Annotated in this window: 22 protein-coding genes and 2 tRNA genes; all 24 read right to left on the bottom strand. The window is 66.3% G+C overall.

The annotated features are described in order from the left end of the window. Positions 1-15: 15 nt before the first annotated feature. Positions 16-654 (bottom strand): N-acetylmuramoyl-L-alanine amidase, encoded by a 639-nt coding sequence (locus ASF71_RS11630; protein ID WP_056299912.1) that lies wholly within the window; start codon positions 652-654, stop codon positions 16-18. Then, positions 651-1,010, bottom strand: a complete 360-nt coding sequence (locus ASF71_RS11635; RefSeq protein ID WP_056299915.1) for a hypothetical protein — start codon at positions 1,008-1,010, stop codon at positions 651-653. Before ASF71_RS11635 ends, ASF71_RS11630 begins: the two co-directional genes overlap by 4 nt. Then, positions 997-1,221, bottom strand: a complete 225-nt coding sequence (locus ASF71_RS11640) for a hypothetical protein (RefSeq protein ID WP_056299918.1) — start codon at positions 1,219-1,221, stop codon at positions 997-999. The genes ASF71_RS11635 and ASF71_RS11640 overlap by 14 nt, the downstream gene beginning before the upstream one ends. A gap of 150 nt (positions 1,222-1,371) precedes the next feature. Continuing rightward, entirely contained in the window at positions 1,372-6,276 is a 4,905-nt protein-coding gene (locus ASF71_RS11645; RefSeq protein ID WP_056299922.1) for a hypothetical protein, read from the bottom strand. Then, positions 6,273-9,419, bottom strand: a complete 3,147-nt coding sequence (locus tag ASF71_RS11650; RefSeq protein WP_056299925.1) for a hypothetical protein — start codon at positions 9,417-9,419, stop codon at positions 6,273-6,275. Before ASF71_RS11650 ends, ASF71_RS11645 begins: the two co-directional genes overlap by 4 nt. Continuing rightward, a complete protein-coding gene (locus ASF71_RS11655; protein ID WP_056299929.1) occupies positions 9,416-10,489 on the bottom strand; it encodes a hypothetical protein in 1,074 nt (357 codons plus the stop codon). The genes ASF71_RS11650 and ASF71_RS11655 overlap by 4 nt, the downstream gene beginning before the upstream one ends. A 19-nt stretch (positions 10,490-10,508) precedes the next feature. Next, entirely contained in the window at positions 10,509-10,889 is a 381-nt protein-coding gene (locus ASF71_RS11660) for a hypothetical protein (protein WP_156372746.1), read from the bottom strand. A gap of 44 nt (positions 10,890-10,933) precedes the next feature. Continuing rightward, positions 10,934-11,413: a hypothetical protein gene (locus ASF71_RS11665; RefSeq protein WP_056299936.1), complete on the bottom strand. Its 480-nt coding sequence runs from the start codon at positions 11,411-11,413 to the stop codon at positions 10,934-10,936. Beyond that, on the bottom strand, positions 11,404-13,128 hold the full coding sequence (locus ASF71_RS11670) for a hypothetical protein (RefSeq protein ID WP_056299940.1): 1,725 nt from the start codon (positions 13,126-13,128) through the stop codon (positions 11,404-11,406). Before ASF71_RS11670 ends, ASF71_RS11665 begins: the two co-directional genes overlap by 10 nt. Beyond that, on the bottom strand, positions 13,125-13,391 hold the full coding sequence (locus ASF71_RS11675; RefSeq protein ID WP_056299943.1) for a hypothetical protein: 267 nt from the start codon (positions 13,389-13,391) through the stop codon (positions 13,125-13,127). The genes ASF71_RS11670 and ASF71_RS11675 overlap by 4 nt, the downstream gene beginning before the upstream one ends. Then, complete coding sequence (locus tag ASF71_RS11680) at positions 13,382-14,038, bottom strand: hypothetical protein (protein WP_056299947.1); 657 nt, start codon at positions 14,036-14,038, stop codon at positions 13,382-13,384. Before ASF71_RS11680 ends, ASF71_RS11675 begins: the two co-directional genes overlap by 10 nt. Next, entirely contained in the window at positions 14,035-14,808 is a 774-nt protein-coding gene (locus ASF71_RS11685) for a hypothetical protein (protein WP_156372747.1), read from the bottom strand. The genes ASF71_RS11680 and ASF71_RS11685 overlap by 4 nt, the downstream gene beginning before the upstream one ends. Next, positions 14,808-15,089 carry a hypothetical protein gene (locus tag ASF71_RS23720; RefSeq protein WP_156372748.1) on the bottom strand — a complete coding sequence of 94 codons (282 nt, stop codon included), beginning with the start codon at positions 15,087-15,089 and terminating at the stop codon, positions 14,808-14,810. Before ASF71_RS23720 ends, ASF71_RS11685 begins: the two co-directional genes overlap by 1 nt. Before the next feature lie 98 nt (positions 15,090-15,187). Next, entirely contained in the window at positions 15,188-16,168 is a 981-nt protein-coding gene (locus ASF71_RS11690; protein WP_056299953.1) for a hypothetical protein, read from the bottom strand. Between the two features lie 37 nt (positions 16,169-16,205). Beyond that, entirely contained in the window at positions 16,206-16,679 is a 474-nt protein-coding gene (locus ASF71_RS11695) for a hypothetical protein (protein WP_056299955.1), read from the bottom strand. A 79-nt stretch (positions 16,680-16,758) separates the two neighbouring features. After that, positions 16,759-17,238 (bottom strand): hypothetical protein, encoded by a 480-nt coding sequence (locus ASF71_RS11700; protein ID WP_056299959.1) that lies wholly within the window; start codon positions 17,236-17,238, stop codon positions 16,759-16,761. Next, positions 17,238-18,029 (bottom strand): hypothetical protein, encoded by a 792-nt coding sequence (locus tag ASF71_RS11705; protein WP_056299962.1) that lies wholly within the window; start codon positions 18,027-18,029, stop codon positions 17,238-17,240. The genes ASF71_RS11700 and ASF71_RS11705 overlap by 1 nt, the downstream gene beginning before the upstream one ends. Positions 18,030-18,079: 50 nt before the next feature. Next, positions 18,080-18,298 carry a hypothetical protein gene (locus ASF71_RS11710; protein WP_056299965.1) on the bottom strand — a complete coding sequence of 73 codons (219 nt, stop codon included), beginning with the start codon at positions 18,296-18,298 and terminating at the stop codon, positions 18,080-18,082. 153 nt (positions 18,299-18,451) lie between these two features. Then, positions 18,452-20,356, bottom strand: a complete 1,905-nt coding sequence (locus tag ASF71_RS11715) for a hypothetical protein (protein ID WP_056299967.1) — start codon at positions 20,354-20,356, stop codon at positions 18,452-18,454. A gap of 40 nt (positions 20,357-20,396) precedes the next feature. Next, the gene (locus tag ASF71_RS11720) at positions 20,397-22,391 is read right to left on the bottom strand and encodes a hypothetical protein (RefSeq protein WP_056299970.1); all 1,995 of its coding nucleotides are present in this window, start codon (positions 22,389-22,391) and stop codon (positions 20,397-20,399) included. Between the two features lie 72 nt (positions 22,392-22,463). Further along, a tRNA-Glu gene (locus ASF71_RS23725) sits at positions 22,464-22,545 on the bottom strand. A gap of 59 nt (positions 22,546-22,604) precedes the next feature. Further along, positions 22,605-22,707 (bottom strand) — tRNA-OTHER (locus tag ASF71_RS23730). Positions 22,708-22,751: 44 nt separating this feature from the next. Then, the gene (locus tag ASF71_RS11725) at positions 22,752-24,542 is read right to left on the bottom strand and encodes a hypothetical protein (RefSeq protein ID WP_056299973.1); all 1,791 of its coding nucleotides are present in this window, start codon (positions 24,540-24,542) and stop codon (positions 22,752-22,754) included. Continuing rightward, positions 24,542-24,985 (bottom strand): hypothetical protein, encoded by a 444-nt coding sequence (locus ASF71_RS11730; protein WP_056299977.1) that lies wholly within the window; start codon positions 24,983-24,985, stop codon positions 24,542-24,544. The genes ASF71_RS11725 and ASF71_RS11730 overlap by 1 nt, the downstream gene beginning before the upstream one ends. Between the last annotated feature and the right edge of the window lie 13 nt (positions 24,986-24,998).

Consider the following 24,998-nt stretch of genomic DNA (forward strand, 5'->3'; position numbering starts at 1 on the left):
GACAGGCTGGCACGCCTACTTGCGCAAGGAAGCCAGCACATCCGGCGGGATGTACGCCTTGTCCGTCCCCCCGATCAGGGTCACGGTCCCGATCTGTAGATTCGTCTCCGGGTTGAACAGGCGCAGGGTCCGGTCATCCTTCACACTGGGCAGGTGGGCCGGCACGTCCGCATTCGTCAGAGCGCGCACGCGCTCGATGAACGCCGCCCACGGCCAGCCGGTGCCGGGACAGTTCTTCCGGGCCGCCCGGTCAGGGTTGACCTCGTTGTGGCCGATGATGTGCGCCCGGTCCACAGGGATGCTCCACCGGCGGCAGATGTCGGCCACCAGTTGCGCGCTGGCTTCGAGCTGCGACGCGCTGGGCTGCCAGGGGTTCGTCAAATTCTGACGGCCCTCGTGCTCAATGCCGACACTGCGGCAGTTCATGGCCCAGTCCCCGGAGTGCCAGGCGGTCGCGCGCTCGTTGACGGACTGCCCCACCCGGCCGTCAGCGGCGATGGTGTAATGGGCTGAGGTGTCGCACTTGGGGTCTGCGAACCAGGCGAGGGTGCCGGCGTAGCTGCCATCGGCTACATGGATGACTACGCGGTCTATGGGGGCGGTGCGTCCGGCGGTGTAGTTGCCGGTGTGGGCGGGGCGTTGCTCGATGTTCACAGGCGCACCGCTAGCCTGCCCTGGAGCAAGAGAATGTGCCGGTACGCCGTGTGCAGGACGGCCACCGCCGCCCACAAGATCAGCGCCCCGGAGAATCCACGCCACACCGTGCCCCAGCTCGCGTCCTGCTCCTGGTTGGTCAACGCGGCCATGACAGAGGGGTAGTCCCCGGCGACAGTTGCCAGGTAGATCAGGAAGCCGACGAATACGATGCCGGTCAGGGTCCACCGGGCGGCGTGGGGTGGCTGCATGTCTCGGAAGAGCAGGTAGGTCTGGACGCAGAGTGATCCTGCCCCGGCGAAAAACCCGAGGGTCATCAGGAGGGCGAGGATGTCAGTGAGGTCAGGGCTGCTCATGTGCGGGTGCCTCCTTTGCCAGATCTTCCTCGACCTTGCGCCGGGCGTCCCTGGCGCGGATGGTGAGGAACAGAGCGCCGAACGTGGTGCCGAGAAAGCCGATGATGCCCATGTGGGTTTCCCCAGTGATGGCGTAGCGGGCGATGACGATGAGGTTCATCAGTCCGAAAATCCAGGTGATGAGGACCAGAGGGTCGTTGAGGTTCTTCACGGCTACACCCGGCCATTGAGTGAGGTCTGATCCATGTGCACAGGCTGACGCCGGTGACATGGCGGGCTGGCACAGGGTGGGCGGTCATAGGGTCAGTCTGCGGTGGGGGTATTCGGGGGGTAGCACGCCCCCAACCCCACCGTCCCTTCATCAGCGCGTCACGCGGTCCAGGTAATCCAGCTTCTGAATCCGCCGCTCGGCCTCCTGCTCGATCCGTCCTTCCTTCGCCCGCAGTTCCGCCGGACTCGCCCCGCCGGCCTCCATCTGCTCGTACTCCTTCTTCTGCCCAGCCAGCCAGTTCTGATAGCTGAGCTGCCCCACCGACAGGGCTTGGAGTGCCGTCCCCTGCACCCGCTGGTCGGCGTTCACAGCCCGGATGGGGAGGAGATAGTTCAGGGCAGTCCGGGCCATGCTCGGCGGGGCCTCGCTGTACTCGCTCTCCCGCGTGCCCTTGAGTTCCCGGTCAAGCGCGGCAAAGCTACCGTTCTGCATGTAGAGCAGGTAGGCCCGGCCCTGCGGCGTGTCGGCCAGCGTCTTCGCCAACGTAATGTCCTTGCTGCCATCGTTGGGCAACTGGGCCGCGGCGAGGACTGAGCGGACGAATGCCTGCGCCCGGCTGCTCCCCGGCGCGTAGCTCGGGTTGAATTGCTGGTGGAAGGTCTGCGCCGCAATCATCATGGTCCGCCGCGGGTCAAGGGCGTAGGCCTCCACGAACCCACCCTTACCCCCGTTGAGCACGCTGTCATAGATGTTGCGACCAAAGCGGTCCTGCCCCCACTGGAGGGTCACGGCCAAGTTGGCGTACCAGGGCAGGCCCACCGCGCCCACCTTCGTCCCGGACCAGTCAAGCAGTTGGGGGAGAGTGTTGGTCGGATCCCAGTTGCGGGGATCAAGGTAGAGGCGGGCCCCGCTGCGCTCGTCGGCCCCGAGGTTGATGTACCCCCCATCGCGGGCCAGCAGGCGGCGCGTGTTGTCGGCCGGGTCGTTCGGGTTATCGCTGGCCGGCGCAACGCGGTGGTACGCAGCGGCAATGCCGGGTTTGCGGAGGACCGTCACGATAGACCGGGGCCCGCTCATCGCAATCCAGTTGAAGAACGGCCAGTACCGCCGCACCACGCGGGCATAGGCCGGGACCAGCCGCATGTCCAACATGACGTTGTTCGTGTAGGCCGCCGCCGCCTTCGGGTTGTCCCCCAGGGCGATACGGTGGAAGTACAGGCTCTCCCGCTGTAGGTCGCTGACCATGCTTCGGAACTGGAACAGGTAGCCGCTTCCCAGGTGCGCCACGTCAGCAGCCACGCCGGCCGCCCCGGTCATGGCTTGCGGGTTGAGCCCCGTCCCGCGCTCGCGGAACCGGAGCACGCCGTCCACGACCCGTTCCATGCGGGACATGTCGGTGTCCCCATCGATGCGGGAGGCCAGCCGGGTCAGGGCCTCGCGGTTCGCGCCGATGTTGCTCTCGAGTTTCGCGCTCTGAATCCCGCTCTCCCGCATGACCTTCAGTTGCTCCGGGCTCGCCGTTGCCCGGCGGATGATCCCTTCGACCATCGCGTCCGGCGTCACGCCCCACATCGCCATCTGCAAAAACTGCCCAATCTGGTCGTTGACGATGCTCGAGGGGCTGCCCAGAAGCTGCGCGTTCATGCTTGACCACAGGCGGTCATAGACGCCCAGCCCGCCCCGCTGCAAGGTCGCTGCCCCCACTGCCGCGTCGTCCACGCTGCCCGCCCCGAACAGGTCAAAGTACGCCCACCAGGGCACCACGTCGCCCTTCTCGAAGTACCCCTCGACGTTCCGGTCCATGATCTTCCAGCCCGCGTTCGCGCCCGGCTTGCTGACGGCGTTCGCGGCGTTGTTCCTCATCTCCAGTTGGTCGGGGGTGAGGCGGCTGACAGGGGTTAACTGCAACTCCCGCAACTTCTTCTGGGTGATGAGTTGGCCGGTGTCCTGCAAGTAGGCCTTGTACCGGGTGAACGTCTCGGCCCGGACAATGGCGGCGGTGCGGGTGCGGACCTGCTCGTCAAGCAACCGGAGGGCGTTCACGTCCTGGGCGAACACCTGCTGGAACTCCTCACTCACCGTCTCCGGGTTGCGCGTGAGGCGACCCAGGAGCGTCCCGCCGGGCTTGCCCTGCCGCGTGGCGTCCTTGCCCAGCAGGTACTGAGCGAACTCCTTGCGCTCGAGCGTGGACAGGCGGCGCTCAAAGCCGGACTCCGACTGGCGCAGTACCTGCTGGAGATGCTTGGCGCCCTCACGCCCCAGCCCGAACTCCTTGGCCGCGTTCAGCACGCCCTCGAACAGGGTGGCTTCCGGGTTGGCTTCGTAGAAGTTCCTGAGATGCGTTGCCACGGCCGGGCCGTCAAGGTTCCGCAGGTTCTCGGCGCGGCGGTAGCGGGCCAGGGCCAACCGGTATTGGAACACCTCGCCCTTCGTCGGCGGGGTGCCGGTGAGTGCTTTGACGCGACCGGCGTAGTCGTTCGCAGCGGCGCGGGAGATGATCCGGTCAGGCTTGACCAAGCGGTCGTAACTGGCGTAGGCGTCCCCGATGGTCCACGCGGTGTCGTCGTACCGTTCGTGCAGGTTCTGGATTTCTCCGAAGTCGTTCCGGAACGCCGAGTCGTTGGCGTCCTTGACCACCTGTTCCCACTGGCCGCGCTGGAACTCCAGGGTGGTGCCCTCGCGGGGGTTGAACCAGTCCGGCACCATCTCCTTTCGGGTGATGACGCGCTCTCCGATCTCGGTTCCGGTGCGCCCGGCGGCCAGCACTTCCTCATCGGGGAAGTAGTGACTGATGGTCGGGTGGCCGAGGGGGATGGTCAGGTTGGGGCGGTCAATGCGGAGTGCCCCGCTGGTGTCACGCGCGAAGGTGGCATTTCCCGCACCGGGGATGCTGTTCAGGACTGCGCGGCGGGTGGCGTTGTCGGGCAGGCTGCCCCAGTCGAGGGCGTTGGCGTCCACTTCTACCGTGCGGTAGGTGGTGGGCACGTCGCGCAGGACCATGCGTTCGGCGGGTGCGGCCGGGAAGGCGATGGGCGTCAGGTCGGCCTGCTGCGTGCGGGTGATGGCCGGACTAGGCAGGGCAACGTAGGGGTCAGAGGTAGGGGAGAGGACGCTTTCCAGAACACTCTGCGGGGTCTTGGCGACAGGGACAGGGGCGGCCTCTGCGGTCAGGATGGGGGCCGGGCCTGCGTCAGTTGGAGGGGGGGTCGGTTCTGTGACGGCCTGCGCTGGTGTGGTTGGCGGTTCCACCCTGACCGGTTCCGCTTCGACCACTGCGGCGGCGGGTACGGGGGCGGGGTCCACCGGATCACGGGCGGGCGGGATGACCTCGGGCTCTCTGATGGGGGCTGGGGTGGTCTCGGCCGGCGGCGTGTTGAGGCGGGCGGCGTCTGGGGCTAGATCAGCGGCGCGGGCGGGAATGACGGGGTTATCCCCGAACAGGTTGTCTAGGACCTGCTGAGGGGTGTAGGTCGGGGCGTCAGGGGTCGCCGCTGTGGGAGTGGGAATCTCCACGCGCGCCGCCACTTCCGGAGCGTTCTGGGGCAGTTCACTGCGTCCGGGCGTACCCACCGGCTCAATGGGGCGGGCGGGCAGCGGCACGTCCTGCACGCTGGCCGTCAGTGCCGGGGCCGCCGTCGCCTCGTCCACCTTCGCCAGAGCGGGAATCTCCGGGCCGTCCATCAGGCGGGCGATGACGGCCGTGGGGTCGTTGCGCCCCACGTACTGATTCATCAGAATCCCGCGCGGCCTGCCGTCTTTCGACGTGTACTTGCCGGTCTGGGCCACAAGGTCCGCGCCGGTCTGGGCCTCCTGAACAGCCTTCGTGACCTCGGGATTGACGATAGCGGGCAGCCCACGCGCGGCCAGGTTCTCCCCCAGGTTGACCTGGCTCACGCGGTCGCTGGCCTTCACGGCGGCCACGAACGGCCCTTCCAGATCACGGCCTACACGGGTGCCCAACGTGCCGAGCTTCCGCAGAGCCTCGGCGGCAATCTCGGGTTTCGTGGCGGTCGTGAACACGCCCAACAGGCGGTTGACCTCGGCGGCGTCAGATTTTGACAGGCCTTTGGTGATATCCGTCAGGTACTTGGCGTCCCCGATGGCGTCGGCCTTGATGGCTTGCCCTAGGTCGTCCACGCCCAAGCGGGTCGTGTTGCGGAACTCGTCGCGGGCCAACTGCTCCGGCGTGTAGATGCTGGCTTTCTGGTCGGGGGTCAGGAAGGCATCCCCGACCGTGCCGCCCCCCTCGCGCCGCACCGCGTTCGCCAGAGCGTTCTCGCCGGGCAGTTGGCGGTCGGCCAGTTGGGCAAGTCGCGTCCTGGCTGCCTGCACGGGGCGGCTCCCGGCGGCGCTGCGCACGGCTGCGGGTACGCCGGTGATCTCGTCGCCTGCCCGGATCAGGGCGTCGCCGCGCGTGTTCGCCAGCTTGAGGGCGTCCCGGATAGCAGCTGACCCTTCGGCGGTCCTGGCAAACGTCTCGACCTTCGCCAGCCGCCCGGCGGTGGCCGCGCCCTTGGCAATCACCCCAGCACCGGTGAGCAGGACGCTGGGGTCGGCCAGTAGTTCGACGGCCAGTGCCACGCTCTCGTTGCCCTCGTACTTGGTCCCCTTGAGTAGTTCGGCCCCAGTGACCCCACGCGCGCGCGCGCCGGCCCAGCCGGGCAGATACTCGGCCAGCCCGTAGGTGACGTGTCCAGCGGCCGCCTGTGCGCCGCGCTGGGCTGACCCGCCTTGCCCGCGTACTTCCCCGATGACGCCTTTCGTCAGATCGCTCAGGACCTGGAAGGGTTGGAGGGCCACGCCCACCTTGTCCAGCGCGCGGGTGCTGGCCTGCATGTCGGCCAGCGCGGCGGCCTCCTCGTTCGTCAGGCTCTTGCCCGCCCGCCACTTCTCGACGGCGGTCTGGTACAGGCGGGCCGTGTTGAGGGCGGCGTTCGGGCTGCTGTAGGGCGTATCCGCCCCAATGGCAGGGGAGGCGGGTAAGTAGCGGTCACTTGCCCGGCCGGCGGGTGCGGCGGGCGTGCTGGGCAGGTAGCGGTCAGAGGCGCGCGTCATTTGCGCGCCTTCGCAATCACGGCGTCGATCTGCTCACGGCTATAGCCTGCCTTGACCATCTGTGCATCTACGGCGTCCAATTGGCTGCGGTTCGCCGTTTGGAAGGCGCGGGTCAGGTTGGCCTCAAGGCCGGTGTTCGGCTTGAACGCGGCGGGCTGGGGGGGCGTGTTTGCCCCAGCGTTGCCTCCTGTCTCCTGCTTGGTATTTCCGGGGAAGCGTCCAAAGCTGACCGTCGCCCCACTGCCCGCCCGGGTCAGGTATTCCTCTATGCCCATCCGGTTGACGTCGCCTTGGATGGTCTGCCCTTGAAATCCCTTGCTGCTGTTCTGAATGATCCCGCCATTCCCGTCATAGACCCCAAGGTGATCGGTCTTGACATTGCCGTAGTACAGGAACACCGGGTCGCCTCGCTGAAGTTCTCCCACACGCGCCATTGCGGCCTGTGGGGTCATGTCGGTAGCGGTCAGGGCGCCATTTTTGCGGAAGCGTGCGAGGGTATCTCCAGCAGTAGGGCCGAAATACTGGTTGAACTGCTTGCCGTACGGGTCTACTCCCATGTCCTTTGCAATGGCCTGCCGTACGAACCGACTGCAATAGGACATGTTGGGCGGGTTGAACACGGCGTCACGAGTGAACCCGGCTTTGATGAGATCGGTTCCGGGGGTGCCGATGGAGTCAATGACGCTGCCCTTGGTGGCCGCCCCTGCCCCACTCATACCGTCCGTGACCACCTTGTCACCCGAGGCGCGGCGGTTGATGGCAATGTCCATCAGGTTGTCCCGCTGCTTGATCAGGTTGTTCAACTTGGTCTGCTCGGCCGGCGGCAGTCGGGTCTTGTCGAACGCCCCGGTGATCCCTGTGCCCTGTTTCGTCAGACTGTCGATCTGGGTCTGTAGGCTGTTGGCCTGTTTGAGCGCCTGATCGGCCTGCGTGTAGTAGACGCCCGCCTGCTTCTTCAGCTTGTCGATGGGGTCGCCCGGCTTGCTCGCGGCCACCACCGGGTTGTAGAGGGGGTCGTTCGGGTTGCTGGCCCGCTTGAGGGCGGTGGTGGCCGTGAGGTTCTGGACCGTCGCCATGTTCACGGCGTACTGGCCTTTCGCGCTGCTGACGTAGGCGGCGGTGCGGGCGCGGTCGTTCTTGATCTGCTCGGCCACCTGCCCGGTGTTCGCCCATGCGTTCGCGGTCTGGGCAGTGGTCAGGCCGGTGCGGGCGGTCGTGTTGAGCACGTTGGCCTGCCCCTGGGCGGCGTCGATGGGCAGCAGGGTCGCGCTGCGGTTGGCGGCGGCCCGGCTCGCGGCGGCAGAGGCGTCACTGGCCCCCGCCTGTGACAGCGTGGCGGTGGTCTGCGCCCCCTGTTGCCGGACCTCACCGGGCAGCAGACTCTGGGTCCGCGTGGTGTCGGCCAGTTCCCCGGCAGTCTGAGCAATGGTCAGCCCGCGCTGGGCGTTCTGGCTGAGGGTGTCGGACTCGGTGTTCGTGATCTGCGCGCCGGCCAGATCGTTCTTCAGTTCCTCGCCCCGCAACCCTAGCCCGTACTTGTACTGCGCCTGCCGGAGTAGGTTCAGCATCCCCTGATCGTTCAGGCCCAACTGATTCTTGATGCGGGCCACCAGTCCGGGGTTGCTCTGGGCCACCTGGGCATAGCTCAGGTCAGCGGGCAGGCTGGCGAGCAGGTCAATGCCCTCAAGGCCCGCCTTCTGCTTGGCTACGTCTACCTCGACGCCGATCTGGCCTGTCTCGGCGCGGGTCTTCTGGGTCGTCGCCTGCGTCTGGACGGTCTGGGCCTGGGTCTGGGCCGTGCCCGCCTGCGTGCTTGCCAGGGTGGCGCCCTGCTGGGCCAGCTCGCCGGGCAACTTCTCATTGGTCGCGTTTGCGTTCGCCTCGCTGTTCAGGGCAGAGGCGCGGCTGGCGGCGGCCGTCGCGGCTTGAGAGTCCAGGTCGGCGGCCAGAGAGGTCTGAAGTCCCGAGGCGTCGAACCCCTGCACCACGCCGGGTGCGAACTTCTGGTAGACGGGCAACTGGGCCAGGATGATGGCCGGGTCTTTCGTGTCCAGCACCTTCTGCCAACTCGTGCTGTCGTACAGCTTCGGCGTGAGGCTGGTAAAGGCGGCCGTGAGGGTCTGGGCCTCCTCGTCGGTCAACGTGGGCCGGGCGAGCAGGTTGGTAATGGTCAGCATGGAGAGGCGCTGATCTCCGGTGAGGTCGGTGCGCTTCGCCAGTTCGTCAAGTTGAATCTTCCAGCCCTCCGTCCTGACCTTGAGGGCCGCCGCCTGCTGAGCTTCCAGGCGTGCCGCGTACTCGGCGCGGGCCGCGCGGGCGTACTCGACCCCACCCCGGCCATAGCGGGCTTGTAGATCGTCGTCAGAAAATGACGCGAGCTGGGACGGGGGGATGTCCTGCACGCGCGCCGCGGTAGGGATAGGGGCGGCCTGCACGGGGGCGGGCTGAGTCGGTTCCTGCACCGGGGCATTGGTGGCCGCCGGGGGGAAGGAAATATCCATAGGGGCGGGCACGCTGACCTGCGGCGCGGGTGGCCCCTGCATGGGCGCAGTGGCCTGGGGCAGCGCCACGTCATCACCCTCCCCGATGAAGTTCAGGAACTCGCGCTTGGCCGCGTCGTACCCCTCGCCGGTCCCGGTCGTGGCGATGACCTTCGACCACAACTTCTGGACCTGCTTCTGCCGGCCCTGCGTGGCCTCGAACATGGCAGGGTCGTACTGAGGATTCGGCCGCCCGTCCTTGAGGGTGGGGGCATAGCGGGCCAGATCGGTGTCGATCCCCTGCTGGAAACTGTTCCGGCTGGGGGCGAGTCCGTTGCGGAGTTCGTTCTCCCGCTGTCCAGCAGCGTCAAGGCTGGCCGTGCGCTGCTGATTGATCGCCACGTCCCCGCGCTGGTCCTGCCACTGCTGCTGGTTGAACCCAAACTGCTCCTGCTGCAACCCGAACGTCTGCCCGAACTGAGCCTGCTGCGTGGCCGCCTGCTGCTGACGGTAGGCGTTGTCCAGGGCCTGCTGCTCAGCCTGCCGGCGTAGAGCCTCCTGCTGCTGCTGCTGGGCGAGCACTTGGTCCTGTCGGTTGATGATGTTCTGGACGAACAGGGCAGAGCCCTCGCCCAGTTCCTGCCCCAAGCTGCGCCGGGTCATCCGGTGTACCGCGCGAGGAAGGGATTCACGCCGCCATAGGTTCCGCCTCGGGGGTAACTAACCCCAATGCCGGGCGTCGGAATACCGGTCAGGCCCGTGCCAGGCCCGCCCGCGTACCGCTGCTGGAACAGGTTCCCGGCCGCCGTCCCGATACCGCCAAGGGCCGCGCCCAACCCGCCGTAAGGGTTCGGGTTGATCTGCTGTTGCTGCTGGCCGTACACGCCGCCCATAGCGTTGCCCTGCTGCATGTACTGGTTCGCAATCCCCTGCTGCTGGCCGTACTGCTGCTGGAGCGCGGCGAGGTAGTTGCCGAGTGCCCCGGACTGCGCCTGAATGCCCTGCTGCTGCGCGCCGAGCAGGTTGCCCATCTGCCCCAGCAAGCCTGCCTGCTGCTGCTGACCGGCCAGCCCCATCTGCCCGAGCTGACTGGCGATGCTCGACTGCATCCCGCCTGCCGCCTGCAAGGCGTTGTTGCTGATCCCGTAGGCGCTCAGCCGGTCCTGCTGCCCGCGCGCCTGGGCGTCGGCGTACAAGCGGGCCAGGGTGCTCGCTCCGAGACGGCTGCTGGCCCCACTGCTGGCGATACCACGCGCGGCAAGGCTGCTGCTCAGTTGCCCTAGGGCATCGTCGCCTGCAAGCTGTGCCTGACGGTTGTACGCGTCAGTGGACGTGGCCCCCAGTACATCGGTCGCGTTCTGGCGCAGGCGGGCCGCCTCGCCGTTCGTGCCGAGCTGGGCTCGCAGATAGCCGCTCGCTTCACTCGTCGGGTCCTGCCCGTAGAGGCGCTGCATCTGCGCCATGAGTGGGGCGTACTGCCCGTTCAGATCAGCGAAGGCCTGACGGTCGGCCAGGAACCCCTGACCGGCCTGGGCGGTCGTGTTGGCAACGCCCTGCATACCGGGAATTTGCTGGTTGGCCTGATCGTACGCGCCCATCTGGCGCTGCTGGGTGGCGTCCATCGCGTTCTGGGTGCGTTGGTTGGCCTGGTTGGATTGGTAGCCGGAGTACGCGGCGGCCCCAGCACCGAGGACGCCAGTAATCAGCGGAACGAGTGGCAAGATGGCGGGCATGGTTCCAGCCTGCGCGGGTTCAGTTCTTCGGCTGGCACACCATCAGGGCCATAAACGGCTCGTCTTCATGACTCCGCAACGTCCACCCGCGGGAGGCCAGCAGGCGCACCAGAGCAGGCCGCCGGCAGAAGGCCAGGAAGGTCTGGTCACTCTGCGCCGTGCTGGACGTGTAGGCCGTCAGCACGTCAAGACTCACCCCTAGCGGTACGCGCCCGTCGTTCGCCCAGTGGACCATCTGCTCTGTGGGGCTGAACCGCTGGAACTGGAACAGGGCCGATGGGGTGCCGTCCTGCCGGATGCCCAGGAAGGAGTCGGCGGGCATGAGGGCCATCAGGCTGTCCATCTGCCCGGCCAGTTCAGGGGGCAGCGTGTCCCCGCCGTTGTACTCAGGCGTGGTCATCAGGTGCCCCCACCCCTCCCCGGCTTGTGGTTGCGCGACTTCGATCATGCATCCCCCCATGCCTGCCACCCGAACTGCATGGAGGTCTGCGCCACCGGACAGGACAGGACGGCAAAGAATCCCGAGGCGGTCAGATCCCGTACGCGCGCCGTGACCACCTCGTCCGCGTTGATGATCGGTGTCACGGTCACGACCGGCGGGGTAGGGAAGGGGGACGCGAACGTGATCTGGATGGTCCAGGCGTCGAACGGGGCAAAGGGTGGCTCGACGACCTGCGCCCGCTTGCCTCTGACCTGACGGCTTCCGGCCAGCAGCAGCACCTTGTCACCGGTGCCGGTGGTGCTGTTCGGCCGGGCTTCCAGGGTCATCTCTGCCGCGTCCGCCCGGCTGCCCAGGGTGTTGCTCAGATCCACAATCCGCCGGAGGTCGCTGAAGATCGTCTCCAGCCTGCGTTCTGCGGCGCGGTTGTCCAGCCGGAACCGCTCAGGATCGCGGGTCGGCTTGAGCTTGGTGACTACGCCCATGCTTCCTTCCCTCCGCTCCCCACGATGCCCAGGGGTGGCCGCAGTACGCAGCGCCGCGTGCCGGTCGCCGGGGTCAGGGTCACGGTCAAGGTCTGGAGTAGGGCCGTATTCGCGCCGAGGCTGACCATGTGGGGTGTCACGCCGGCATGTGCGGGGCGGGCCTGCGGGGCGCCCGGCGTGGGGGCCGCAGTCCAGTCCATCGTGAGGTCCACGCCGTCCACCTGGAAGGTCGTTACGGCTTCCCCGTCACTGTCCACCGCGCCCGCTGCGCCGCGCCATGAAGGACGCCACCCCACCACCCCGAACGGGCCCGCCTTGAGGGTCATGGGCAGCAGGTCGGGGCTGTCGAACACGAACACGCCGGCGTAGTCGCCGCCCTGCTGCGCGATGGTGGCGGGTGCGCCGCCCAAGTACAACAACCGCTCACTGCTGCCGGTCATCTCCCGCTGGGTCCACCCCTGTTCCAGCAGGTGATACGTCAGAATCTGACGGCCGTCCGTGATGAAGTACAGCTCCCGCTCGAAGTCCACCGTCGCGGTCACGCTGGCGAGGGACAGGTCACGCAGCAAGTCCCGGATGGGATCCCCCACGTTCTGCACGTTCCCACCGGAGACGGCCAGCACGTTCCCTTCGGACAAGTAGAACATGGCCCCACGCACGGCCTGCACGCTGCGCGGGGCGAGGGTGCCGATAGAGTCGCCCAGACTTTCGAGTTGCCAGGTCTGGTCGTCGTTCCCGCTGATGACCCATAGCTCACGCTCCCCAAACACGTAGAGGTATCGGCCAACCGACTTGATGGCCGTGATGCTGGTGCTGACCCGGAAGGGCAGGTCAAAGTAGTAGTCGCTGCCATAGGCCGGCAGAACGGTATCGGAGAACTGTCCGGCCACATCAGAGAAGTAGATGCGGTTCCTGGGCGGGGTCAAGGTGCTGGACTCGCCCGCGCTCTGGCTGGTCGTGACGTTGCTCGCCGTGTACCAGACCCGCCCGTTGTGGAACTCGGCCATGCTGACCCGCACCGTCATCTGCTCCTGGTCAATGGCCCCACCGGTCAGGGGCAGGGGGGCGTCGTCGGGGTTGATGAGGCGCGTGCCTGTCGAGTTCGTGACGTACGGGATGAACTGCTCCCCAACCTTCCGGTAAATCTCGACGTGATAGGGAAAGTTCCGGAACTCGGCCACACCCGGCGTGTTGATTGTCAAGGGCACGACATAGGGATGCGGCGGCCCTACCCGGTTGATTCCCTGAATAGGAACGATGCGGTACACCTGCGGGTTGGTGTCGCTGAGTGTGTAGTACGGGCCAGTGGGCTTCGTGCCAGCCCCACCCCATGCTGTCACTTTGGGGAGAACCGACACCACCTTGTCACCGGCCAGATAGGTCTGTTCGTCGATCTGCACCAGGCGAGGGGCCAGGAGTACGGCGTCCCGGAGGCTAGTTGAGGGGGGGAGGTCAAGCACCTGCGCGCCGCCGTCCGCCCCGGTCAAGACGACCTTGAGGTCGGAGGCGCGCTGAGCGTACAGGTACTGGCCTTCGCCACTCCACAGGGCGTACAGGGCATCCGCGAGCAGGCTGCGGGCCTGGGGCGCGCACGCCCACCCGCCGGGCCGCAGCAGGGCATTCAGCAGGACGAACGGGGCCGGGACACTGCCCCGCGCCGCGTAGGTGTTAAGCCCCGCTGCCTGCTCGATCTGGGCAATGGCGGGTTCCTTCACATGGGCCTCGGGGGCATCATCCCCATAGGTGCCTGCTGGGCAGGTTGCGGCATTCCACCCATCCCCATAGGTGGCTGGCCCGGCATCCCACCCATGCCCTGCCCGCCCTGCTGGAGTAGCGGGAGGAGCATCATCAGGAGCTGGAGAAGTTGCGCCGGGTCGCCCTGGCCCTGCGGCTGCTGGGGCTGCATGGGCGGGGCGGGCATCCGGGCGGGAGGCTCGTTCGTCGTCGGGCGGGCGATGCTGTTGCCGTTCAGTTCCATCTCGTTCGTCTCCCCAGGGCGCTGCCCATGCGTGTTGAAGTCGTCAGGACACCCGCACTGCCCCGGTCCCGCAGTTCTTCGAGCCGGAGCTGATACCGCTGCCACCACGTCGGGTCGCCCGCATTCCGGCTGCCGCCCTGCGCGCCGAGACTGTGGGCCGCGTGGTACGCGATGAGGTCGTGGTGCGTCTCGTACCGGTTGCCCCAGGGCACGCTGGCGTCCGTTGTCAGGTCCCCGCCGTCCACGAACGCCAGGAAGCCCACCTCGACCCCAGCACCGGGGGAGGGCCACACCCCTACGATGCCCGCCCCCAACACGCCCTCGTCGACGATCAGGCCGCGCGGGGCACCACTGGCCGCCGCGCCGCGCTGGTCTATGTCGTACATCTGGCCGTAGTTGATGACCGGATAGTCAAGGTAGCGGCCCCCGACCCGGATGCGGCCGGACACGTTGACCAGATCAGGCACGGCCAGCCGGCCGTCCGCGTCGGTGATGACGGTCACGTCGCGCTGGATCAGGCCGAGCTGCCCGGCGAGACTGCGGGCGCTGCGGCTGATTTGGTTGTTGAAGGTGTCGTCGGTGTAGGCTCCGCTGCCCGCTTCGGCCAGCAGGCGGCGGGTCAGGATGCGCAGTTCGGCCCGGTTCACTTGTCCAGCCCGATCTTGAGGCCGAGTGCGGCTAGCCCGGCGGCGGTGACGCTGAGGTCCATCACGTCACCGGGGACCACGCTCACAGGTGAGAACCCGGTCACGGTCCCGTTGACGTTGCCGCCGGGGTAGGTGACGGTGGCGACTACGGTGCCGTTCTTCCGGATCTGCACGATGGTCTGGGTGGCCCCAGCCACGGCCAGCTTGCCCGGCAGGATGGTGCCATAAGTGCCAGCGCGGGTGATGGGTACGGCGTCCACTACCCCGATGGCAAGCGTGGTCAGGATGCTGCGCAGTGCGATAGGGGTAACGCTGGTGGGGTGCTGATGGTCGCCCAGGACGATCACCTGCTGACCCATACCGCCCCCGATGGCCCCGCCGGGCGCGTCGGCGGCGGGCGTGCTGTCCTGATAAGGCCAGTAGTTCGCTGTGGCAAACCACGTCTTGTTGCGGTCGTTCCGAAAGGTGAAATTGACCGTTCCTGTGTTGATGGTGATATTGGGCGTGCCTTCCAGGAGGGTGTCGCCGGGCGCTGACTTGATGGTCATGACGGCGGGGGGGTTGTTCTTGTCGGCCCGCTTGATCGTGAGCGCCTTACCGGAGGCTGTGCTGGCAGGATGCAGCGTGATCGTAATGGCTCCCCCAGAGCAATCCACCATCAACACGTCGTCAGATTCTGACGTGGTGGTATTGGCCGTCACCGGGCGAACGTTGTGAGTCGGCCCGGTGACGGCGGGCGTGGGCGGGGGGGTGACAGAACCGGAGGGCATCAGAAGCCTTCCAGCAGGTCCACGCCCCCACCTGCGGTTGAGTACCCCCAGAGTCCGTCTGCGGCGTCAAGCGTGAGGGTTGCGCCAGCGGCCAGCGTGTACCCGGTGGAAGCATTCGCGCCAGGCCCCCCTAGGAATAGGGGCGCACCACTGGTGTTGTTCACGAACACGGTCAGGCGGGTGCTGGGGGGACGGTCAGCGCCTGTGCCGATGAGCCGCGTAGGCGTGGCGGCGGGTAGCGTCACCCGCGACCCATGCGTCCTGCTGATGACGTGGTTCATGGTGCCAGTGTTGGGGACGGAGTTTATGCGGCTGGCACAGTAAAAAGCCACCCCGTAGGGTGGCTGGGCATTGGGTGGTTCACACACCCGCGTAGAGTTCAGACGCCGGGCGAGCCGTAGAAGTAGCGGGGGTCCTCGACGAACAGGCCGTACCGCATCCGGCCCTGCCACTGCCACTGGTCCGGGTTCTGGCGCTGAATCTTCTCAGGCGCACCAGGGGCCGTCCGCATCAGCACGATCATGCCGCTTTCCGCCTGACCCACCGTGGGGCGCATGAACCACGCGCGGCGGTTGGTCTGGAACGGCACCGGCACCACGTTGATGTTGAACAGGCCACGCGGCCCCACCGGGTTGATCACGCCTTCGTTCTTGTTGTCGGCCACGCTGGCATAGCTCTTGACGAGCTGATGCGCGTAGGCTTCCAGGTCTGGATGGACGAACAGATCGAAGTCGGTCACGTTCAGCAGGGGGTGCAGGTCGCCGCCGTCATCGTAGATGCCGCTGCGGAAGTAGCTGATGGCCTGGCTGATGGCCGTTTCACTCAGGGCCACCGCCGTCGCCGGGGTGTTGCCGTAGCTCAGCCCGCTCAGGCCCGCCGGGTGGGCGGTGCTCAGCAGGGGTACGCCGTCGCGCACATCGCGCAGGGTGTTCAGGGTGAACGCCGTGTTGATGAACGTGTCGGTGATGTCGAGTTCCAGCATCTTCGGCCCGCGCTCAGCGAACTTCGGGGCGAGGCTGGTCACGTAGCCGTACCCGTTCGCGGCGTCGTCTTCCATCTGCTCACGGCTGACGGCCATGATGCCCTTGACGAGCTTGATGGGCACCTGCATGTCGCGCACCTTCTCGGGGCGGACGACGGGCGCTTCCTGGATGCCTTCGGCTACTTCGCCCCAGTTGCCGCGCAGGGTGGTGATGGTGCCTTTCCAGTACCCGCGCGTGGTGGGAATCTCGCGGGTGAGGCGCTTGAGTAGGGTGTTCGGTCCCTTCAGGTACTCGATCTGCTTGTCGAAGTACCGCTTGTTGAAGTCGCCGTTGAACTGATCGGGCAGTGTGCCGGTGGTCCAGACAGGGGTTGCCATAAAGTGTCAAATCCTCCGCGAAATAAAGTGCAAATCGTTAACGGGCGAGCAGTTGAACGAACAGACCCACGTTGGTATCCCCGACCGCGCCGCGCGCCAGAGTCGTCCCGTTCACAGCCACCGTGCGGAACACGGCGTTGGTCGTGTCGGTCAGCAGCACCGTGTGGAATCCGGTCGTGGCGTCCTTGCCCAAGCCGTAGGTCACGCCGGGCTTGATGAGTGCGGCGGTCGCGGCGGCACCGGTGGCCGTGACCTCGAAGATCATGGTTCCGTTCGGGTCCACGTACGGGATCTTCAGGTCCACGCGCATTCCGCTGTCCTGCGCGGCCAGCTTGTTGCGGGCAGTAGCGGCACCTGCGCCCACAGCGGTCTCGACGTAATCGCCGTTCGCGTCGGGGCTGATGAGGTTGCCCAGCTTGAAGGACGCGCCGGCGGCCTGCTTGCCCAGAAGGCCGTGATGCTGGCTGTACTCGGTGTGTTGCAGGATGCTCTTAATGGGGAGCGTTGCCATAAGTTTTCAGTCCTCCAGAGGGTGAAATGTTTACAGGGCCAGTCTGTGTCACTGGCCCTGTCCGTCTAGCACGCGATTTTCAGAGGTTGCCGAGCTTTTCCAGCGTGGTCGTTACTTCCGTGGTGAAGTCCACGTCCGCGTCGGGGTTGATCTTGCGCTGCTCCTTGCGGCGGAAGGATTCGCCCAACTTGCGGTTCTCGGCGTGAATCTCGTCTACGAGTTCCTGCGGTGCCCACATGAGGGTCATGCCCCCAAGGGTCTGTACTCGGTCGGCCTTCTTGTCGAACTCGATGTACACGCCGAAGTCTTTTTCCTGGGGGAAATACTGACCACGCCCCATGACCTCGACTTCTTTGGGGTCCACGAGTTTGTACCCGTCCGCGCGGTAGTCGCCCACGGTGCCGTCGCCTACGCCTTGACGTGCCCAGAGGCAGGTCCGGCCGCTGCCCTTGCGGGCCTGTGCGTAGAGTTGGCTGTTCCGGCCATCGGCCACGCCCTTGCCGAAGGGGTTGCGTTCACGCTGGAAGCTGGCAGTGGTCGGGGGGGTAGGGGCGGTCATCATTTACCTCCGTACTTGCTGGGGTTGTTCCAGGCGTCTTGCATGGCCTGTTCGACCCAGGCGGGGTTGCTCCAGTTCTGCGAGCTGGCGGGCAGGCTGGAGGTGCCACCTCGGCTCACGCTGCGCACGGCGGGCGGTGCATCAGGACGTACGGGAGCATTCGGCGGCGCAGCCTTACCGGAGAGCACGCGGGTTCCCACTGCCGCCCGGATCAGCAGGTTGCGGAAGACGGGATCGGCCAGCGCGCGGGCGCGGGTTGTGGCGTCGGCACCCTGTAGGGCCTCGTTCGCCACAGCGTCTAGTGCCTCATCGCTCACGAGGTCGCCGTGCTGCCGGCCTTCCTGCCGGTACTGCTGTTCCACTTGGCCGATCTGCTGGGCGGCCTGATACTCGGCGCGGATGTTGGCTTCGCGTTGCTGCCAGCGGTGGCTTTCGCTCTCCTGGTCAAGTTGCCGCCGGAACTGGCGCAACTCGGCGCGGGCCTGCGCGTCATAGGTGGCCCGGTCCTCGAGGTCGTCCAGCTTGGCCGTGTTCTCGGGGCGGTCGTACGGGTCCACCCACGCCGGGGGCGGGGCGGGCTGGTTCGCACGCTCGAACTGCTGGCGTTGCAGCTCGGCGTTCTGGCGCATCTGGTCGGCCAGATCGGCCACAGCCTTATACGGGTCGGGCGCGGGCTGAACGGGGGGAGTCTCCGGGACTTCGGGAGTCTCGGGAACCTCCTGTTCAACTTCCAGTTCTGGAGTCTGTGGCTCGAACTCGCTGTCCATGAGATTGTCGTCGGGTAGCATCATGTGCCCTCATGGTTCATCTGAGGAGCAATTCGGCTGGCACGCCCGAAAAGCTATTCCGCCGGGTCCTGAGCCCACTCCTGCAAGCGGTCCCACAGGTCCGCCATCCCGTCCGCCTTGCCCTTGAGGAACGTCACCTGATCAAGCGTCGTCGCCCCCGGCTTGATGCCCTCATGGACGGCCAGGACCGCCATCTGGACCTCTTCGCCCACTGGCCCTTCCAAGTAGCGCAGCGCGTCCCGCAGAGCCCGGCGGCCCTCAGCGGAGAGCATTGACCTCTCCCTTGCGCCTCTTAGTTTCTAAAGAATCCGACTCCGCTGCACCGAGCAAGCTGAGCAGGGGAAGTGTGGTCGGGCCTGGGTCCGGCTGCTTGAAACGCCGTTGGACAATCCGATCAAGCACGCGGATATAGAGAGTTTCGCGCATCAGTTGAACCCGCCCGCATCAGGCAGAGGATTGCCCCCCGGCACGCTCGTCACGGTCCCGTCACCCCGCACCGGCTCATTCATGCTCATCCCCATGCCCTGCTGGCCCTGCGCCTGGGGATTCATGCCCAGCAGCATCTGACTCGTTACCATCGCGTTCTCCCCAGTCGGGATGACGTTCGGGTCACGCTGCGGACTCTCACCCAAGAGTTTCACCCACTCCTGCACCCCTAGCGCCTCCAACCTCATCCGGCGGGACTCGTACAGGGCCACAACCGCAGGCTGCCCGAGTCGAGAGTACGGGGCCAACTTCTGCCAGTAGTCGTCCACGATCATCATGGCTTCCTGGCTGGCCTGCATCCGGAGCATCTGGTCCGCCTGCGAGGTCATGCCGCGCGGCGCCCACCGCAAGGCATCCCACTGGGGCTGGGTGATGAAGTATTCCGTGCTGCCGTGCTGCACTGTGAAGCTCTGGTCGCTGAAGGGGCGGGCGATGTACTTGCGGTAGATTCCCGCATTCCGCCGGAGGAATACCGACAGGTCCTCCCGGAGCTGCTGCAACATCATGTTCTCTTTCCCGCTGCGTCCCTCCTGGGCCAGCCGGTGCTCTGTGGCAGAGCGGTACGTCTGCATGGGCGTCATGGTGATACTCGCAACGTTGGCATACTGCTCGTTCTGGTTCATGCGCTGCGTGATGGCGGGCGGGGTGGGGTTGATGTGGATGGCCCGCACCGCCTCCGCTGTCCCGCGCCGCCAGAAAATCTCACCCGGTCGGGGCCGCACCGCGCCGCCGCGCTGCTGTGCACGCGCCTTGAACAACTTCCCGGCGCTGCTCATCTCGTCCATCTCCCACATCGGGGCGGTGGCCGCGAAGTCCGCTTCGGCGGCGGCCGAGTTGAGCATGTCGTTGGCGAACTGAATGTCCTTGAGCGTGTTCGGGAACCCGACCCCGTACGCCACGTTGGAACTGCGGTCAATGCGCAGCAGCGTGAACGGGAACCCGTCCCCCCACCGCTCGGCCCGGAGCGGCAGAATGTCTGTCTGCGCCTGCCGGGCGCACACCACGCGCCACATCTCGGACTCCTCGTTCGGCCGGGGCCGCACCCGAATGTAGACCTCGAGCAGGTCCACGTTCGCGCTCTCGCGGCTGGCCCACCCCTCGTTCTGAGAGAGCCAGAGGTTTTCCTTCTCGACCTCGGCCCCGTCCTGCGTGGCCCAGGACGCCCCACTGCCCAGCTTCTTCACGGCCTCCAGGTCATAGACCCCGGCCAGGGCCTGATCCCGCACCCACCGCAAGGGCTCCGTGAACTGCTGCGCGACCATCGTGCATTGCTCGATGTTTCGCGGGGCGTGCGGGGACAGCAGCAGGTCTTCGATACTCACGACGTCTGGGTCCAGGCGGCCGTCCACCACGCCGTCGCGGAGCACGCCCGTCCCGGTGATGACGGTATCCAAGAGGGCAGAGGACAGCGTGTTCGGGAAAGACACGTCGCGCAGCTCCTGACTCAGCGCCAGGGCGGCATGGTGGGCCACGTCGCCCGCCTCACCACCGTCTACCTCGGCAGAAGCGAAGGGCTCGACGTTCAATGCCCCGAACAGGGAGGCGTGCGCCTGGTTGACGCGGCTCATGGTCAGGGGCGTCCGGATGACCGTCATGTCGGCCATCGGCAGGTCTGCGGGGTCGTACGGCTCCATGCGGAAATCCCGGCGGGCCTGCTTGGCGAGAGCCACCAGACCCGCGCGGGCGCTCTCGGCGTCCAATACCTCGGGCGTGATCGCCAGCCGCAGGCGTTTTACGGTGTCGTCGTCGGGGAGGGCTTTGCCGCTCCGGGCGGGGCGCAGGCCCGGCCTCAGTTCGGGGTAGTCCTGGCCCTCATCCCAGAAATCGCGGTCGCCGTAGGTCATGCCCTCATGCTGGGGGGCGGCTCAGGGACGGCTGGCACGCCTATTCCGCCCCAGCCACCCACGCCGCCCACGCCACCTTCAGGGTCTGCCCGCTGGCCGGCGCAGGCTCGGCGCCAATCACGAGATTCACCCCATCCTGACCGCTGACGAATACGCGCTGCCCCGCCGCCGGCGTCTGCATCATGGTCAGCAGCACCCGCTCGGGGGGAGCGAACAGGCCGTGCGGCACGATCACGTTGCCGCTACTCGTCACCAACGCCGTCCCGCTGCTGCGGTTCAACTTGTTGTTCTGGTCCAGCACGCGCCCCGTCATCCGACTGTTGACCCCGACCAACCCAATGGCCCCCGCATAGTTGCCCGTAATCCGGGTCGTCCCGTACGTGTTGTAATCGCTCGTCCCGGACTCCCGGATGGCCGGCGCCAGCCCGCCCCCACCCGCCCGGTCGCGCGCCTCAGCCATGTAATGGATCGTTTCGCCCTTCTCACAGAAACTGCTGTTGTCGATGAAGATGTCCGGGTAGCTGAACGTGTCGGCCGCCTGCCCGGTCTTGCCCGGCCAGTTGATGCGGTTGTTGTCGGCAAACGTCGCCCCCGACGCGATGACCACCCGTGCACCACCCTGGAGGCGGATTGCCCCACGCGCGCACCAGTAGGCGTGCAGCGCCCCGATCCGGCCCCGGCTGCCGTTGACCGTGATGCCCCATCCGGACGGGATGTTCTCATAGCTGCCGTCAATTCGCACCCCGGCACCGATGTAGAAATCATTCGCGTTCGCCGTGCACCAGATGCCACCGTTGCCGGTGCCTGCATTGCTGGCGCTGGGGATGACGTCCAGGTCGTCCACCTGGATGTTCGGTGCGTCCAGCATGAGGCTGTAATCGCGGGAGTGGCCGTAGAAGTAGCCGCCCATGACGCGGCTGTCGCTCGCCTGAATCCACAGGGACGCCCCGGACAACACTCCGACCTGCACGAGCGCGCCATAACACTCGGCAGTGCCACTCGAGCGGATGTGGATACCCGCCACGCTGCCGTAATACGTGGTGGTCGGGATGCCCTGGGCGTTGGTCACCCACTCGTAGTTGTAGACATCCACGCCCTGAATCTTGAGGAAGGTCGTGTCCCAGTATTCGATCTGGGGGACGGTGGTCACGACCTGCTCACGCCAGAAGCGGATACCCCGGAGCACGATGTCCTTATGGACCTGGCCGTTGTTGGCGCACTGGAGCTGCTTGATGTCCTGGGTGGTGCGCAGGGTGGCGGCGCCCTGGTCGCTGTAGAACACGATGCCGGGCGGGTGGTTGAGCGTGCCGTCATGGCTGTAGTCCCCGCCGGGCAGGTAGACGGACGCAATACCGCGCGCTGCGGCGCAGTTCAGGGCGCGCTGAATGCCGAGGGTGTTGGCGGCCGGGGTGCCGCCGGGGCGTGCGCCGCCCCACTGGGCGTTCAGGACGAGGCCAGAGATGTTGCGGCGCAGGGTGAGGTTCGCGGCGGCGTCGAAGGTGATGACGTTGTCGGCCGTCTCGCGGGCCACGACCGTGAAGGTGCCGCCCTGGTATTGGTCCTGCACGATGACGGTCTGTCCGGTGATGAGGGGCACGGAGGCAGCAACCGCGAGGGTGGCGAACTGGAGGCGGGCGGTGGCGGCGTCCACGATGCCCCCGGCAATCTGGCGGGTGTCGGCCTGGCTGCCGTATTGCCCGCCCTGGGTCTTGCTTTCTGCGATGTTGCCGCCCGTGAGGGTGCCGGAGAGCAGGACGGTGCGGACATAGCGCACGGGGGCGCTGATGTTCTCGGGCTGGTCGCCGGGGCTGACGGTGACGTAGGTTTCCCAGGAGGTATCCGGGGGGGTGAACAGGTGGTCCGGCTTGCTGCCATCGGAGACGGCGTTGCTGATCTGGATGGCGACAAGGAAGTCGGGGCCGATGAGGGTCACTTTGACCCCTGTCACTTGGTCGTTGGTGGCGCGCGTGGGGCCGGTAGCTGGCCCCGTGACCGGGTAGGCGTTGAACGCGGGGTAGCTCGACGGCGTCAGCATGAGGGCAGCATGGGGGAGGGCTGCGGGCAGGCTGGCACACAAGAAAACCGCCCCGGAGGGCGGCTATTTGCTCGGGGTACAGGATTCGAACCTGTGATGCCTTGCGGCATTAGCGCCTTGAGGGCGCGTAGCGTACACCACACCGCCTATCCCCATATGAGCCGCTGTTCTTCCCCACTCCCTACCGAAGTAAGGCTCGCGTCTAAGTGGTCTCAGGCAAGGAGGGATTCGAACCCTCGGATAAGGGGACCTCGTGTCTGCGCCCACGTCCCCCACACACATCGCAGATTGGTTTAAGCCTCTCACCCACTTGCCTGGGTCGGACGGGAACTCCCATCCCCACGCGCATTCTACCATTTTTCAGCGTCTGGAGCGGTGAACGGTCAGCATCAGGTCATCCAAGTTCTCGCCCATCATCGGGTTGGCATCCAAGTACGTCGCCAGATACTCCCCCGCCTCCGTGATGTGGCTGGCGTTGTTCTTCTCCTTGATGTACGCCCCCGTCTTCTCCGCGCCCTTCGCCACCGTGCAATTCCCCATCATCGCCGCGTAAAACGTCGGACACGCCCCCGCATCCACCTGCAACGCCGGCCGCCCATCCTCTTGAATCCGGTGCAAATTCAAGTTCGTCAACGCCTCGTACCGGATCGCCGCCCCCTGACTCCCCTTCACCACGAAAAAGCCCATCTCCTGCAACACTTCCGCACTCGTCCGGTCGTCCGTCTCGCTCCGGGTGTCGAACATGGACGGGTCAAGGACCAGAACATGTTCTTTCTGCCAGTGCGTCGTCAGTGGATCCGCACTCAGCACCCGGCGCAGGGCCGTCGCGTGCGCCCGGACGTTCGTACTCACGCCCGGCGGGGTCGCCAACTCCCGCACCGTCACCACCCGCCCGGAAGGGTAGACCAACGCGGTCAAACTCGCCGGCCGCCGCCCCCCGTCCATGCCGATGATGAGCTGCGCCCCCTCCGAAGACTTCGGCCGCTCCTCGAGCCGCTGCCGCGTGTAGTCGAACGACGGGTAAAACGGCTCCCCAATCGGCGCGTCGTACTGAATCAGCACCTCGCGCATGTTCTTCCGGCGGTCCCCCGTCTCGATGTTCCGCTGGATCCACTCATCACTGCGCTTACTCGGGTCGGCATAGTGCCAGATGCGCAGGTGCGTGTACCCCTGGACGCTCAGCCACATCTCGACCCCGTAGGGGAGGTCTTTGACGCTCCGTTTTTCGTACGGGATGACCTCCACCCCGTCCGCCGTCTCGACCACCCGCCCGCCGAATCCCCCAAACTCCTCCGGTTGGTGGGGTGCCTTGCCGATCATCTTCAGGGCGTAGTCGTCTTCGCCCGCATTCGCCGTGCTGTAGAGCACCTGCCGGCCGTTCTGCCCCACAGATTTCTGCGCACTGTTGATGTTGTCGGCCAGCGCCGCGTGAAACCACGCCTCGTCCTCAATGGCCCGCGTTCGGGTGTCGCCGCGCCACTTGTTCGGGCCCCCCACGCCCGCCGGGATCCCGTACACGTACCGGTAGCTGCTCGAGAAGTACGGCCGTAACTCGATCTCGTTCACGCCTTCCGCCCCGGAGGACTTCCGGTAACGGTTGCACAGGGTCAACGCGACCTCGTACGCCTCACTTCCGTACTCCGCTGGGAGGTCCGTGCGCGTAGGGGGAGTTTTTGGCGTCATCGAAAGGTCAAATTCCTCCGCGATGGCCTTCACCCAGTCGGTCGGCGGGTGCGCCCGCAACTCTACCCAGGGCATCATCAGGGTCATGGGCTGGCCCTCGAGGACGTAGAGCATGTACTTCTCCATCTTCTTCGCCGTCTCGCCCGCGTCCATGTGCTGATAGCCCGCGTTGCTCGCCTCCACGAACATCGCCTCATGCATGGTCAGGGCGCAGACAATCCACGTCGCCATCATCTGCCGGGACTTGTCGATCTGGAGCAGGTTGACGCTGTACCACGCCCACGTCATCCACTCGAGGTGGGGGAGGTTGGGCAGGGGCAGGTGCTCGCGGGGCTGGCCGGGCTTGGCGTCCTCGTCTCGGGTACGAACGCAGTCTTTCGCCCATGCCCAGGCGTCGGCGGCGTAGTGATCCCACAAGGTTCTGTAGGGGGCCAGGAAGTCGCGGAGTTTTTCCGGGGTGACGGTCATCAGAACAACCCGCCCATGCCGGACACCATGCGCCGTAGATCCTTCACAGCCTGCTCAATCGTGAACTCCCACAGCGCCGACTCTTCTCGGTCTGCGGCAGTGCCAGGCAAGCGGTTCTGTGTGACCACATTCCGGTAGAGGTCGAACACGGCCAGCTTGACGTGCAGAAGTTCATGGATCAGAGACCGTTCGATCTCTTCCTTACTATCGTGGTGCGCCGGGTCAAGGGTGATCTCTGCCACGTCATAGGCCACTTGCCGGGAGCACTGCGCTGACCAGTCGGGATTGGAGCAGGGTCCGTAGGTCACGCTGATGCTCCAATGTGGGCAGCCGAGACGCTGGATCCAGAGGGGGAGCAATTCCTCTACGTACTCCCGCATCTGCTCGACGGTCAGGTGGACCTCATCCCCACTGCTGTGCACAACCTCCGACTTCTCACTCATACGCTCAGGCTCG

It is taken from the genome of Deinococcus sp. Leaf326, from assembly GCF_001424185.1.
Taxonomy (GTDB): domain Bacteria; phylum Deinococcota; class Deinococci; order Deinococcales; family Deinococcaceae; genus Deinococcus.

Coding starts and splice junctions, on each gene's coding strand:
- ASF71_RS11730 (WP_056299977.1), bottom strand. CDS start 24,985: ATGAGTGAGAAGTCGGAGGTTGTGCACAGCAGTGGGGATGAGGTCCAC.
- ASF71_RS11710 (WP_056299965.1), bottom strand. CDS start 18,298: ATGCTCTCCGCTGAGGGCCGCCGGGCTCTGCGGGACGCGCTGCGCTAC.
- ASF71_RS11725 (WP_056299973.1), bottom strand. CDS start 24,542: ATGACCGTCACCCCGGAAAAACTCCGCGACTTCCTGGCCCCCTACAGA.
- ASF71_RS11695 (WP_056299955.1), bottom strand. CDS start 16,679: ATGGCAACGCTCCCCATTAAGAGCATCCTGCAACACACCGAGTACAGC.
- ASF71_RS11650 (WP_056299925.1), bottom strand. CDS start 9,419: ATGACCCGGCGCAGCTTGGGGCAGGAACTGGGCGAGGGCTCTGCCCTG.
- ASF71_RS23720 (WP_156372748.1), bottom strand. CDS start 15,089: ATGAACCACGTCATCAGCAGGACGCATGGGTCGCGGGTGACGCTACCC.
- ASF71_RS11665 (WP_056299936.1), bottom strand. CDS start 11,413: ATGGGCGTAGTCACCAAGCTCAAGCCGACCCGCGATCCTGAGCGGTTC.
- ASF71_RS11705 (WP_056299962.1), bottom strand. CDS start 18,029: ATGATGCTACCCGACGACAATCTCATGGACAGCGAGTTCGAGCCACAG.
- ASF71_RS11635 (WP_056299915.1), bottom strand. CDS start 1,010: ATGAGCAGCCCTGACCTCACTGACATCCTCGCCCTCCTGATGACCCTC.
- ASF71_RS11675 (WP_056299943.1), bottom strand. CDS start 13,391: ATGGAACTGAACGGCAACAGCATCGCCCGCCCGACGACGAACGAGCCT.
- ASF71_RS11685 (WP_156372747.1), bottom strand. CDS start 14,808: ATGCCCTCCGGTTCTGTCACCCCCCCGCCCACGCCCGCCGTCACCGGG.
- ASF71_RS11660 (WP_156372746.1), bottom strand. CDS start 10,889: ATGACCACGCCTGAGTACAACGGCGGGGACACGCTGCCCCCTGAACTG.
- ASF71_RS11690 (WP_056299953.1), bottom strand. CDS start 16,168: ATGGCAACCCCTGTCTGGACCACCGGCACACTGCCCGATCAGTTCAAC.
- ASF71_RS11715 (WP_056299967.1), bottom strand. CDS start 20,356: ATGACCTACGGCGACCGCGATTTCTGGGATGAGGGCCAGGACTACCCC.
- ASF71_RS11645 (WP_056299922.1), bottom strand. CDS start 6,276: ATGACGCGCGCCTCTGACCGCTACCTGCCCAGCACGCCCGCCGCACCC.
- ASF71_RS11720 (WP_056299970.1), bottom strand. CDS start 22,391: ATGCTGACGCCGTCGAGCTACCCCGCGTTCAACGCCTACCCGGTCACG.
- ASF71_RS11655 (WP_056299929.1), bottom strand. CDS start 10,489: ATGCCCGCCATCTTGCCACTCGTTCCGCTGATTACTGGCGTCCTCGGT.
- ASF71_RS11700 (WP_056299959.1), bottom strand. CDS start 17,238: ATGACCGCCCCTACCCCCCCGACCACTGCCAGCTTCCAGCGTGAACGC.